The organism is Bacillus sp. 7_6_55CFAA_CT2, assembly GCF_000238655.1.
GTDB classification, from domain to species: Bacteria; Bacillota; Bacilli; order Bacillales; family Bacillaceae_G; genus Bacillus_A; species Bacillus_A cereus.
Genome location: NZ_JH414708.1, coordinates 261,531 through 274,051, shown reverse-complemented (window position 1 = coordinate 274,051; position 12,521 = coordinate 261,531). Strand labels below are relative to the sequence as shown.

Below are 12,521 nucleotides of genomic sequence, written 5' to 3'. Positions count from 1 at the left end.
TTCACTTGCCCTCCCCTTATTCACTTAAATATGTTGTACATTTTCTTGTTTCGCTAATTCTTCAACAACTAACGTTACAAGATCTACAACACGACGAGAGTAGCCCCACTCGTTATCATACCAAGCAAGTACTTTCACTTTACGATCACCCATTACCATTGTAGATAAACCATCGATAATAGCTGAGTGTGTATTTGTATTAAAGTCGATAGATACTAAAGGCTCTTCGCTGAATTCTACAATACCTTTAAGCGCACCGTTTGCAACAGTTTTGAATGCATCGTTAATAGCTTCAACTGACACATCACGTTTTACATCTACTACTAAGTCAACAAGAGACACGTTTGGTGTTGGTACACGAAGTGCCATACCATGAAGTTTTCCGTTTAAATGTGGAAGAACTTTTGCTAGCGCTTTCGCAGCACCTGTCGTTGTCGGAATGATTGATTGTCCGCAAGCACGTGCTCTTCTTAAATCTTTATGTGGGTTATCAATATTTTTTTGGTCATTTGTATAAGCGTGAACTGTCGTCATTAAACCGTTTTCAATTCCAAACTGCTCATCTAACACCTTCACAACAGGCGCTAAACAGTTTGTTGTACAAGATGCATTTGAAATAACAGTATGTTTTGTAATATCTAATTGGTCTTCGTTCACACCAACTACAATTGTTACATCTTCATTTTTACCAGGCGCTGTTAAAATAACTTTTTTCGCTCCAGCTTCAACGTGAAGAATTGCTTTTTCTTTTGAATTAAATTTACCAGTTGCTTCAATTACAACTTCAACACCTAAATCTGTCCAAGGCAATTCCTTTGGATCGCGGTTGTTTAAAAGGCGAATCATTTTTCCATCAACTAATAAGTGATCTTCAAATGCTTCTACTGTTCCGTCAAACTTGCCATGAACTGTATCATATTTAATTAAGTGTGCTAACGTTTCAGATGGATAGCTTGCATTGATTGCTACAATTTCGAATGCGCTTTCTTTTATTGCTTGACGAAATACCATTCTCCCAATACGTCCAAATCCATTAATTGCCACACGAGTCATAATATGTTATCCCCCTTGAATGCGTTATACTATTTATCTCCAATCCCAATAATAGTATAACACAAAAAGGAGATATGTCACTAAGCATTTTCATTAATTTCACAATTTTTTAGTCAATAATGTTCCACTTCCTTAAAATTACCTGCAATTGTGTTTTCGTTCCCATAATTGTGCCATCATTATTTATCACTTCATCTGCATTTTTCACTTTTTCTTCTAACGGCATTTGAGATTGAATACGAGCTGTTGCTTCTTCTTCTGAAAAGTTATTTCGTTTCATTAAACGTTCTAATTGCGTATGCGGCTTAACCGCTACAACTAAAATGCGGTCAACGAGACTTGTTAATTTGCTTTCAAATAAGAGAGGAATATCTAACACAACTGCTTGCATACCTTCTTTTATGTACATTTCCTTTTGCCTATTCATTTCCTCACGTACTGCAGGATGAACAATTTTATTTAACTGCAATCGTTTTTCTTCATTATAGAAAACGACACTTCCTAGTTTTGGACGATCTAGTTCTCCATCTTCTTGTAACACTTCCGTTCCAAATACTTCTACTATTTTGTTATATGCTGGTTTTCCTCGCTCTACAACTTCTCGTGCAATAATATCTGCATCAATTACTGGTATAATCAGTTCACGAAACATTTGAGATACTGTACTTTTTCCGCTTGCAATGCCTCCTGTTAATCCAATTACTACTGTCATCATAATCCTCCTCATAATAAAAGGCGCGAAACTAATGTTCCACGCCCATACTTACATTTTCCAAATTCCAATAATAATGAGTAATACTCCAGGCAGGAATGTAAATTTTTGTAACCACTTCATATTCGATAAAACCGTTCCAAGTTTCATTCCAATAAATAAAAACAAAGAACTCATAATTGCAACTAATATCGCCATCATAGCGGGTGCATACCCTAATAAAGATGCACCAATTCCGGCACCAAATGAGTCTACAGAAAGAGCGATACCAAGAAGCAATGCTTCTCCTGCAGAAATGGTGCCTGATTTATCAAAATCTGCTACAGTCGGTTTCCTTAAAATTTGAATCACTAGCCCTAGCGAGGCAATCTCTAATTTCCAGACCTTCTCCTCTTGCTTCGGTTCTTCTTTTTTCTCACTTCGAAAAAATTGATATAATACCCAAATCCCTATTCCAATAAGAACAAGCCCACCGATACGCGTTGCGATAACAGGTGAAAATACTTTCGCGATCATATGTCCAATTCCCATTGAAACAAGCATAACAGCCGCTGAACACATTCCGATAATTATAATTGATCTTAGTGGAATTCTTACGCTTCTTAAACCATATGTTAGCCCTACACTACAGCTATCCAAGCTTAATGTAAAAGCTAATAAAATAAGAGATAAATAAAGGTACATCGGTAAGCTCCTCCCTTATACATAGCTCTGCTGTATGTATATGACAAATGCCTATCCGATGTTATCTCTTTTCTATATTCTAGGCTGACAAATTGGGCAGTAATGCGTTCCTCGTCCGCCAACAACTGTTTTTTCTAATATCGTACCGCAAGTTACACACGGTTCTCCCTTTTTTCCGTATACATTTAGGAGTTCTTGGAACGAACCAATTTGCCCTTGTGAGTTGATATACGTTCGAATTGTACTTCCGCCACGCTTCACCGCTTCGCTTAGCGTTGTAACGGTAGCCTCATAAATTCGCTCAATTTCTTCCACTGTTAAAGACGACGCTTCTCGTTCAGGATGAATTTGAGAACGGAATAAAACTTCATCTACATATATATTTCCAAGCCCTACTAAAAGACGCTGGTCCAATAGCACAACTTTTATTTTACGATTCGTCTTTTGCAATCTTTCTTGTAAATACTGCGTTGTCAATTCCGCATCAAATGGCTCCGGACCTAAGTCAGCAAGAGGCATTTGGTTCATTTCTTCACCTTTCTTAAAGAGATGCATCGTACCAAATTTTCTCACATCTTTATAATGTAATTCCGTTCCATCTGTAAATAAAAAACGGACGTGCGTATGTTTATCAATCGGCTCATCCTCTTGATGTAGTAAAAACTTACCTTCCATACGCAAATGTGAAACAATAACATAATTTGTTACATATAGAAGCAAAAACTTACCTCTTCGCTTTATATTTTCAATCTTCTCGCCTTTTAGCATTTCTTTAAAAATTTCTGCATCATCTGGTCGTTTCACTATTTTTGGATAAGTAACAATAACATCTTCAATCGTTTTTCCTGTTACAAGATTTTCAAGTGTCCGTCTGACATTTTCAACCTCTGGTAATTCAGGCATTTCATCACTTCCTTATTTTGCGTCGTACCAAGTTGGACCGTAAGAATAATCAACTTTCAGCGGAACTGCGAGTTCAATTGCATGCTCCATTACTTCAGGTACAAGCTTCTCTAATTTTTCAATTTCTTCTTTTGGCGCTTCAAATATCAATTCATCGTGTACTTGCAGAAGAAGACGTGCTTGTAATCCTTCTTCTTCTAAACGATCCGCCATAATAATCATCGCTTTTTTAATAATATCTGCGGCAGTACCTTGAATTGGTGTATTCATCGCTGTACGCTCAGCGAAGCTACGTAAATTGAAATTACGACTCGTAATTTCTGGAATATAACGGCGACGATTTAATAATGTAGCCACATATCCTTTTTGTTTCGCATCTTTTACGATGTCCTCCATGTATTCTTGTACACCAGGGAAACTTTCTAAATACTTTTCAATAAATTCCGCTGCTGCTTTTCTTGTAATTCCTAAGTTTTGTGAAAGACCATAATCACTAATACCATATACAATTCCGAAGTTAACAGCTTTCGCTTGTCGTCTCATATTTGAAGTTACTTCATCTTTTTCAACGCCAAATACATCCATAGCTGTTTTCGTATGAATATCCATATCATGTTGGAATGCTTCAACTAGCCCTTTATCATTTGCAATATGAGCTAATACACGCAGTTCGATTTGTGAATAATCAGCCGCATACATAATCCATCCTTCTTCTGACGGAACAAATGCCTGACGAATCTTTCTTCCTTCTTCTAATCGAATCGGGATATTTTGCAAGTTCGGATCCGTTGAACTTAATCGACCTGTTTGCGTTAACACTTGATTAAAGCGAGTATGAATTTTAGATGAATCTTCATGTACAACTTTCAGTAAACCTTCAATGTAAGTTGAATTTAGTTTCCCTAATTGACGATAATGTAAAATATTTGGAATAATTTCATGGTGATTCATAAGCTTATCTAGTACATCAGCTGACGTAGAATAACCTGTTTTCGTCTTTTTAATAACCGGCAAGTTTAAGTTCTCAAACAGAATAACACCAAGCTGCTTCGGTGAATTAATATTAAATTCTGTTCCCGCAAGCTTATAAATTTCCTGTTCCATTTCCTTTAATCTACCCGCAAGTTCTTCTCCCATATTACGAAGACGCTCTGTATCAACTTTTACACCCTTTACTTCCATATCAGCTAATACACGTGCAAGCGGCAATTCTAACTCTGTAAACAGTTCATATTGCTCATTCTTCTTTAACTCTTCAACGAATGTTTGCTTTACATCATATAATACATGAACTTTACGAGCCACATGCTCCGCTACTACCTCTAACTTTGGAACAGCACGCTTCGCACCTTTTCCGTAAACTTCTTCATCAGATTTCACAGCATGCGTTTCTTTCATTTTCGCTACAGTACGGAAGTCTTTATCCGTATCAGCTGGATCAAGTAAATAAGCAGCGATTAATAGATCAAAGTCAATCCCTTGCATATCTATCCCATTCCATTTCAGTGCAACGATTGCACGCTTCGCATCAAATGTATGCTTTCTCATTTCTCCATCTGCAAGCCACTCTTTAAAAGCATCTGACTTAAGAGCAATGTCTGTCTGAATAAAGTAACATCCATTTTCATTTTGAATACCGAAACCTTGAATGTCTGCTTTATGATAGTTATCTTCTTGTACTTCAACGATAAGCGCACTATCTTGCTGAAGCATTTCTTCTGTAACTTCTTCCACAATATCAAATGTAATATCATCTAATTCAGCTGGAGCAGTTTCTTCTGGCGTAACGCCTAATTTATTTAAAAGAGATGTAAATCCTAAACTCTCGAACATTGGAATGACATCACTTGCTTCATATCCTTTATACGCCATATCATCCACATGAACTGTAATCGGCGCATCTGTAATAATAGTTGCAAGATCCTTACTCATAAGAGCTTGTTCTTTATTTTCTTCCAGTTTTTCTTTTAATTTCTTCCCACTTACTTGATCTATATTTTCATACACCGCTTCAACCGTTCCAAACTGTGTTAACAATTTAATTGCCGTTTTTTCACCAACTCCTGGTACACCCGGTATATTATCTGACTGGTCTCCCATTAAACCTTTCATATCGATAATTTGCTTTGGTGATAAGCTGTATTTTTCAAATAAAGCTTCTTTCGTATATTCATCCACTTCTGTAATCCCTTTTCGCGGAATACATACAAGCGTGTTATCAGAAACAAGTTGAAGTAAATCTTTATCTCCTGAAATAACTTTTACACTTGCCCCTTGCTCACTCGCTTCTTTCGCTAACGTTCCCATGATGTCATCCGCTTCATAATTTTCTAATTCATAACGCGGTACATTGAACGCATCCAGCATCTCACGAATAAATGGGAATTGCTCTGATAATTCAGGTGGAGTCTTTTGACGCCCTCCTTTATACTCACTATACGTTTTATGACGGAACGTTGTTTTGCCTGCATCAAACGCCACTAACATATGAGTTGGCTTTTCTTCCTCTAATATTCTCATTAACATCATTGTAAAACCGTAAATTGCGTTCGTATGTATACCTTTGTCGTTATTTAAAAGCGGTAGTGCAAAGAAAGCACGGTACGCGATATTATTACCATCTACTAATACGACCTTTTTTTCCAAAATTAAAACCTCCCCATACAAATTTGAAATGATTTTTTTCACAGAAAAAAACCGTTCCTTTCCTCTCTCTATATTAACATGACTAATAGAGAGAAGAAAAATAACGGCTATTTTCTTTCATATATAAAACAGACTTATATTGGCATAAAGGGAAGTGACGAGAACAGCTTAACTATTCTCGTCCAAAATTACTCCTTGGATGAAGGGGTTTTCATGTATTATATTAACAGAGCTTTATTAATATTTAATTAAGCCATTGTTAATATATTGTAAACATCCTTCATCCTATTTTTCAGTTGCTGATTTCGGTAAAACAACTGTAAACGTTGTCCCTTCTCCAACTTCACTATCTACTGTAATCGTACCTTGATGCGCCTCAACTAAATGCTTTACGATCGACAATCCAAGGCCGGTACCACCAGTATTTCTACTTCTTGCTTTATCCACCCGGTAGAAACGTTCAAAAATACGCGGAATTTCCTCTTTACTAATACCAATTCCAGTATCCGATACTTTTATATAAGCATTATATTTATCTTCCGCTAACTCTACTGAAACAACGCCTCCAGCCGGTGTATATACGATTGCGTTATTAATTAAATTAATAAAGATTTGTTTCAAACGACTTGGATCTCCAATAACAGAGGCACGTTTTAATACATTCACTTGTAAAGAGATTTCTTTTTCTCCTGCTTTATTATCAAGCACCATATGAATATCTTCAAGCAGCCCCTTCATGTCAACGGTTCCCATATTTAATTTAAATCCTTGTTGTTCGATCTTCGACAAATCTAATAAATCTTCAATTAATCCTTGCATGCGCTCACTTTCTTTTAAAATAATGTGCAAGAAATGTTCGCAGAATTTTTTATTATCCATCGCTCCGTCTAAGAGTGTTTCTGAAAAACCTTTAATAGAAGTAATCGGTGTCTTTAATTCATGAGAAACATTCGCTAAAAAGTCTTTTCTCATTTGTTCTAATTTCTTTAACTCTGTTATGTCATGGAATACGAGAACAATCCCTTTCCATTCATGGTTTGTCCCGATAATCGGCGCTCCATATACTTCGAAATGCTTCCGTTCAATTCCAAGTGGCAATAACATTTGTTTACGCACTTTCACTTCTGTCATAAAGATTTCTTCTACAAGCTCAATAATTTCTGTATGATGAAACGATTCATAATATAAGCGATCTAAATATTCTTCATCTGTTACGTGGAAAGTTTCCTTATAAGAGCGGTTTACAAGGTTTATATATCCTCGGCTATCAATTAAAATCATTCCACTTCCCATATTTTCAATTAACGTGTGCAGACGATCTTGTTGCATTTCTTGTTCAAGTGTCATCTCTTGTAAATTTCGTGCTAAAATATTAATCGCTTTACTCAGCATTCCTGTTTCATCCGAATGACTTTCGTATGCACGTGCTTTATAATTACCCTTTGCCAATTCAATTGCAACTTTCGTAACCGATTCAATTGGCCTAATATATTGCCCTGTAATTTTCATACCTAAAAATACAACTACGAGACAAGCAATGACAAATCCGATAATTAATAATCCCCACGTTTTTTGATGTACGTCTCTTAAAGGATCAATTATACTTTTCACCAAAATGTATCCTTGTTTTCCTTCTACATCTTGAACGAACACCGCATGATAAAATTCATTCTTTCGATCCGTTTCTTTCGTAATTACTTTACTTCGTTGTTTTACCACTTCCGAAGAAAGTTCTTTAATCGTCTCTGGACTAAATGCCAATTCTTGTCCTTTTCTATATTGAACTTTCTTTTTTTCATCCAAAAATACGATAGAAGCTGGTATTTTTTCTTCTAACTTTTCAAATACGTATGGATTTTTTAAGACATTATTAAAACCTTGCTCTTCTGCTAACGTCGCAACATACTCCGTCTCTTTTACCATTCTCTCTTTAGCATGATCTATATAGTAGTTTTCAAACACAGTTTCTAGTAATAAACCTAGTCCAACTAAAATAAATACAATAAGAGAAACAAATGTAAAAAGAAGCCTGGAACGAAATTTATTCATTCCCTTTTGGCTCCTCTAATTTATATCCTAAACCACGTATCGTTTTAATGTACGTCGGTTTTTTCGTATTTTGTTCAATTTTATCGCGCAAATGACTAATATGAACATCAACAATTCGTGTATCACCAGCAAAATCATAATTCCATACAGCACTTAATAATTGATCACGTGTCAACACGCGACTTTTATTTTTCGCAAGATACACAAGTAGTTCAAATTCTTTTGGTGTTAATTCAAGCTTTCTTCCTTGGAAATAAGCCTCATAAAACTCCGGTAAAATTTTAAGTTCTGCAATTGTGATGCTATCTTCGTCTGGCGCTTCTGCAACTTGTTCTTCTTGTTGTAATTTCGTGCGGCGCAAAATTGCCTTCACACGAGCAACAACTTCTCTTGGACTAAATGGCTTTGTCATATAATCATCTGCCCCAAGTTCAAGGCCTAGCACCTTATCAAACTCATCATCTTTTGCCGTTAACATTAAAATCGGCGTCATAACGCGCTGCAATCGTAATTCTTTACACACTTCCATACCATCCATTTTCGGAAGCATTAAATCTAATATAATTAAATCTGGGCGTTCTGTTGTCGCTTTTTGAAGCGCCATTTCTCCATCCATCGCTGTTATAACTTCAAACCCAGCTTGTTGTAAATTAAATTCGATTAAAGTTAAGATAAATTCCTCATCATCAACTACTAAAATACGATTGTTCATTCTTTTCCTCCAAGTTATAGACTTGAAACCTTCTTCATCCTAGTATTTTCCCCGTTATTCTCATCATACTAGAAAACAAGGTCCCTCTCAATATAATTGTCTATTCATGGATTCGGATTGTGCTATTGTTATTCCTAAAAACAATTACGTTCGCCTCAATTATGTTTTGTTATCCATACTTTATATACTTCCATATCGTTATTAAATTCTACTTCCGTATGAATATTGAGTTCTCGATTTTGCGCTAAGAGAAAAGATAAAGCATACGCTATTTTATAATCTGGTGTTTCATATCCATCAAATACTCTCCCGTACATTTCACTCACAAACCCGTCTGCCCACACTTCAGCTTCTCTTACCGTTTCAAAGATCACTCTTCTCTTTTCCACCTCACCTAAAAAACCACTCCTTTAATTGACTTCAATTACCGATAATAATATTATTAATCTTAATATATAAATTAATAATATTTGGAGGTCTATTATGCGACTAATACTATCCATTCTATCTTTAGCAATCACATGTATCCTTGCTTTTAACGCTCCTAGCTGGGATACGATTAAAACGGGTTGCTCAGAATTTGCTGAAGGGTTCAAAGAAGGGTTTTTCAACTAAAAATAGCGCTAGCATCCTTATTAAAGGTATGCTAGCGCTATTTTTATTTTCATCTTTTAAAAGTTATCTAATGCTTTTTCCATAATGGAAACAGATTTATAAGGTGGCGTTACTGTTAATGAACCCTTTACAACAGTTTCTCCTTTTTCATCATGAGCAGATACAAGCATATCAATTGTATGTTCCTCCTCAGAAACAGCCACAACTTCAAAGTGGATTTGTAACGTTTCATAATGGTGAACATGTTTCACGAATGTAAGGTCCTTTCTCGTAATATGACTTCCTGGACCCGGTAAATATTTCGTAACCGCCGTTGTAATCATTCCCGTTAGCATAATGCTTGGTACAATCGGCTTTTCATACGGAGTTTGGGATGCGTAATCATGCTGAATATATAATGGATTGGCATCATTCGTTAACCCTAAGTACAATAACAAATCTTTATCCTCAATTTTTTCAGTGATAGATAATTTCTCTCCTACTGTAATTTCATCCATTTTACGACCAATTTGAACTTTTTTCTTTAACATGTTACAACCCCCTCCGATTTTTTCACCTTATTATCCTACTAAAAGCGATACCTTATCCGAAATTTACTATGATGAGGGCAATGTATAGTATAAATCTACAGTTTCATTATAGGATATTACAAATGATAGCGTTTTCATATTATTTCAAAAAAACAATTCGGTAAATAGTAGAAAAAGATTCGGAATCCCGAATCTTTTTCACTACTATTCAATTATTAAACAAGAACTTTCATTACGTTACGTACAGATTCTACAGAGCGATCTAACGCTTCTTTTTCATCTGCAAGAAGTTCTAATTCAATAATTTTTTCAATTCCGTTACCACCTAGAATTACTGGTACCCCTAAGTAAAGGTCACTATAACCATACTCACCTTCAAGGTACGCAATAGCCGGTAATACACGGCGTTGATCTTTTAAGATTGCTTCTGTCATTTCAACTAAAGAAGCTGCTGGTGCGTAATATGCACTACCGTTTCCTAATAAGCCTACAATCTCACCGCCACCTTTACGTGTACGTTCTACGATTGCTTCTAAACGCTCTTTCGGAATTAACGTTTCTAACGGAATACCGCCTGCATAAGAATAACGCACAAGAGGTACCATGTCGTCACCGTGTCCACCAAGAACAAATCCTGTAATATCTTTTACAGAAAGATTTAATTCTTGTGCGATGAATGTACGGAAACGAGCTGTATCTAATACACCCGATTGACCGATAACACGCTCTTTCGGGAATCCTGCTTCTTTAAATACAGAATATGTCATTGCATCAACTGGATTTGTTAACACAACAATAATTGCATTTGGTGAATGTTTTGCAATGTCGCGCGTAATACTTTTCATAATTTTAGAGTTTGTTGCTACTAAGTCATCACGGCTCATACCAGGCTTACGTGCAATACCTGCTGTAATAACGACAACGTCAGAATCAGCAGTATCTGCGTAATCAGATGTTCCAATAATGTTAGCATCAAAACCTTGTACTGGGCTCGCTTCTAACATATCTAACGCTTTCCCTTTTGTTGGATTTTCCAGTTGTGGAATGTCCACTAATACAACATCTGCAAGTTCTTTTTGTGCTAATAAGAATGCCGTTGTTGCTCCTGTAAATCCTGCACCGATGACTGAAACCTTCTTGCGTTTGATTGTCATAATTTACCCCCCGCTTTAATTATGCGTTTTTGATTATCGCTACATCCATGTTTTTAATAAGTTCATTAGCGAACTCAGAACATTTCACTTCTGTTGCACCTTCCATTAAGCGTGCGAAATCATAAGTTACTACTTTTGAAGCAATTGTTTTCTCAACAGAAGCAGTTACTAATTTCGCAGCTTCGTTCCATCCTAAGTGTTCTAATAATAATACACCTGAAAGAAGAACAGAAGATGGGTTTACTTTATCTAAACCTGCATATTTTGGAGCTGTACCGTGTGTAGCTTCAAAGATAGCATGTCCAGTCACATAGTTAATGTTTGCACCAGGTGCAATACCAATTCCACCTACTTGTGCAGCAAGTGCATCAGAGATATAGTCACCATTTAAGTTCATTGTTGCAACAACATCGAACTCACGTGGACGAGTTAAAATTTGTTGTAAGAAGATGTCTGCAATAGAATCTTTTACGATGATTTTTCCAGCCACTTCAGCGTCTGCCATCGCTTTATTCGCTGCATCTTTACCATCTTTTTCAACAATACGATCGTATTCAGCCCAAGTAAATACTTTGTCGCCGAATTCTTGTTCCGCTACTTCGTAACCCCAGTTTTTGAAAGCACCTTCTGTAAATTTCATAATGTTTCCTTTATGAACTAATGTAACAGAAGAGCGTTTTTCGTTAATTGCATATTGAATTGCAGCACGAACAAGACGCTTTGTCCCTTCTTCTGAAATCGGCTTAATACCAATACCAGATGTTTCTGGGAAGCGGATTTTATTAACACCCATTGCTTCTTTTAAGAAAGCAAGAACTTTTTCTGCTTCTGGAGATCCTTGTGCATATTCAATTCCAGCATAAATGTCTTCTGTATTTTCACGGAAAATAACCATATCAGTATCTTCCGGACGTTTTACAGGTGAAGGAACACCTTCAAAATAACGAACTGGACGTAGACATACATATAAATCTAATTCTTGACGAAGTGCTACGTTTAGAGAACGAATACCACCGCCAACTGGAGTTGTAAGTGGACCTTTAATCGCGATTAAATATTCACGAATTAAGTTTAAAGTTTCTTCTGGTAACCACTCGCCTGTTTGGTTGAATGCTTTTTCCCCTGCAAGCACTTCTTTCCAAACGATTTTCTTCTCACCATCATAAGCTTTTTCAACTGCTGCTTCTAGTACGCGAGATGCAGCTGCCCAAATATCAGGACCAATTCCATCTCCCTCGATAAATGGAATAATCGGATTGTTTGGTACATTCATAACACCATTAGTTACAGTAATTTTTTCACCTGTCGTCAATGTGATAACCCCCATGTTTGAAATTTCATATGTATGAAACTGAGGGAATAACCCCTCAGTTCAAACCGTTAGTCAAATTAAAATATTCTAATCATTACATCTTTCCGAAAAAATCAGACTTTTGAAAGCGTATTTTCACTATCAAAATAGT

Annotated in this window: 11 protein-coding genes and 1 pseudogene; 1 reads left to right on the top strand and 11 read right to left on the bottom strand. The window is 36.2% G+C overall.

Features of this window, described 5'->3' with window-relative positions:
- Window positions 1–24 precede the first annotated feature (24 nt).
- The 8 genes and pseudogenes from HMPREF1014_RS01545 to HMPREF1014_RS01510 all read right to left on the bottom strand — a co-directional run bounded on the left by HMPREF1014_RS01545 (window position 25) and on the right by HMPREF1014_RS01510 (window position 9,153).
- The gene (locus tag HMPREF1014_RS01545; RefSeq protein ID WP_000198968.1) at window positions 25–1,053 is read right to left on the bottom strand and encodes a glyceraldehyde-3-phosphate dehydrogenase; all 1,029 of its coding nucleotides are present in this window, start codon (window positions 1,051–1,053) and stop codon (window positions 25–27) included.
- A gap of 109 nt (window positions 1,054–1,162) precedes the next feature.
- Window positions 1,163–1,765 (bottom strand): dephospho-CoA kinase, encoded by a 603-nt coding sequence (gene coaE / locus HMPREF1014_RS01540; protein WP_000219293.1) that lies wholly within the window; start codon window positions 1,763–1,765, stop codon window positions 1,163–1,165.
- Between the two features lie 51 nt (window positions 1,766–1,816).
- Complete coding sequence (gene ytaF, locus HMPREF1014_RS01535; RefSeq protein ID WP_000281743.1) at window positions 1,817–2,449, bottom strand: sporulation membrane protein YtaF; 633 nt, start codon at window positions 2,447–2,449, stop codon at window positions 1,817–1,819.
- 72 nt (window positions 2,450–2,521) lie between these two features.
- Window positions 2,522–3,352, bottom strand: coding sequence for a DNA-formamidopyrimidine glycosylase (gene mutM / locus HMPREF1014_RS01530; RefSeq protein ID WP_001114477.1), 831 nt, complete (start codon window positions 3,350–3,352; stop codon window positions 2,522–2,524).
- Window positions 3,353–3,364: 12 nt separating this feature from the next.
- On the bottom strand, window positions 3,365–5,998 hold the full coding sequence (gene polA / locus HMPREF1014_RS01525; RefSeq protein ID WP_000412803.1) for a DNA polymerase I: 2,634 nt from the start codon (window positions 5,996–5,998) through the stop codon (window positions 3,365–3,367).
- A gap of 285 nt (window positions 5,999–6,283) precedes the next feature.
- The gene (phoR, locus tag HMPREF1014_RS01520) at window positions 6,284–8,047 is read right to left on the bottom strand and encodes a sensory box histidine kinase PhoR (RefSeq protein WP_001032109.1); all 1,764 of its coding nucleotides are present in this window, start codon (window positions 8,045–8,047) and stop codon (window positions 6,284–6,286) included.
- A complete protein-coding gene (gene phoP, locus HMPREF1014_RS01515; protein ID WP_001065220.1) occupies window positions 8,040–8,759 on the bottom strand; it encodes a two-component system response regulator PhoP in 720 nt (239 codons plus the stop codon). Before phoP ends, phoR begins: the two co-directional genes overlap by 8 nt.
- Before the next feature lie 155 nt (window positions 8,760–8,914).
- A pseudogene (locus HMPREF1014_RS01510) lies at window positions 8,915–9,153 on the bottom strand (hypothetical protein).
- An 89-nt stretch (window positions 9,154–9,242) separates the two neighbouring features.
- Between HMPREF1014_RS01510 and HMPREF1014_RS31965 the strand changes: the two are divergent.
- Window positions 9,243–9,374 (top strand): hypothetical protein, encoded by a 132-nt coding sequence (locus HMPREF1014_RS31965; RefSeq protein WP_001237020.1) that lies wholly within the window; start codon window positions 9,243–9,245, stop codon window positions 9,372–9,374.
- 56 nt (window positions 9,375–9,430) lie between these two features.
- Here the strand turns inward: HMPREF1014_RS31965 and HMPREF1014_RS01505 are convergent, their stop codons facing one another.
- The 3 genes from HMPREF1014_RS01505 to icd form a co-directional block, all read right to left on the bottom strand.
- A complete protein-coding gene (locus HMPREF1014_RS01505) occupies window positions 9,431–9,904 on the bottom strand; it encodes a MaoC family dehydratase (protein ID WP_000914181.1) in 474 nt (157 codons plus the stop codon).
- Window positions 9,905–10,119: 215 nt separating this feature from the next.
- The gene (gene mdh / locus HMPREF1014_RS01500; protein ID WP_000153232.1) at window positions 10,120–11,058 is read right to left on the bottom strand and encodes a malate dehydrogenase; all 939 of its coding nucleotides are present in this window, start codon (window positions 11,056–11,058) and stop codon (window positions 10,120–10,122) included.
- 19 nt (window positions 11,059–11,077) lie between these two features.
- Window positions 11,078–12,370, bottom strand: coding sequence for an NADP-dependent isocitrate dehydrogenase (icd, locus tag HMPREF1014_RS01495; protein ID WP_000206898.1), 1,293 nt, complete (start codon window positions 12,368–12,370; stop codon window positions 11,078–11,080).
- Window positions 12,371–12,521: the final 151 nt, after the last annotated feature.

Excerpts from the sequence above, each read along its gene's own strand:
- HMPREF1014_RS01545 (WP_000198968.1), bottom strand. The coding sequence starts at position 1,053 with ATGACTCGTGTGGCAATTAATGGATTTGGACGTATTGGGAGAATGGTA.
- coaE (WP_000219293.1), bottom strand. The coding sequence starts at position 1,765 with ATGACAGTAGTAATTGGATTAACAGGAGGCATTGCAAGCGGAAAAAGT.
- ytaF (WP_000281743.1), bottom strand. The coding sequence starts at position 2,449 with ATGTACCTTTATTTATCTCTTATTTTATTAGCTTTTACATTAAGCTTG.
- mutM (WP_001114477.1), bottom strand. The coding sequence starts at position 3,352 with ATGCCTGAATTACCAGAGGTTGAAAATGTCAGACGGACACTTGAAAAT.
- phoR (WP_001032109.1), bottom strand. The coding sequence starts at position 8,047 with ATGAATAAATTTCGTTCCAGGCTTCTTTTTACATTTGTTTCTCTTATT.
- phoP (WP_001065220.1), bottom strand. The coding sequence starts at position 8,759 with ATGAACAATCGTATTTTAGTAGTTGATGATGAGGAATTTATCTTAACT.
- HMPREF1014_RS31965 (WP_001237020.1), top strand. The coding sequence starts at position 9,243 with ATGCGACTAATACTATCCATTCTATCTTTAGCAATCACATGTATCCTT.
- HMPREF1014_RS01505 (WP_000914181.1), bottom strand. The coding sequence starts at position 9,904 with ATGTTAAAGAAAAAAGTTCAAATTGGTCGTAAAATGGATGAAATTACA.
- mdh (WP_000153232.1), bottom strand. The coding sequence starts at position 11,058 with ATGACAATCAAACGCAAGAAGGTTTCAGTCATCGGTGCAGGATTTACA.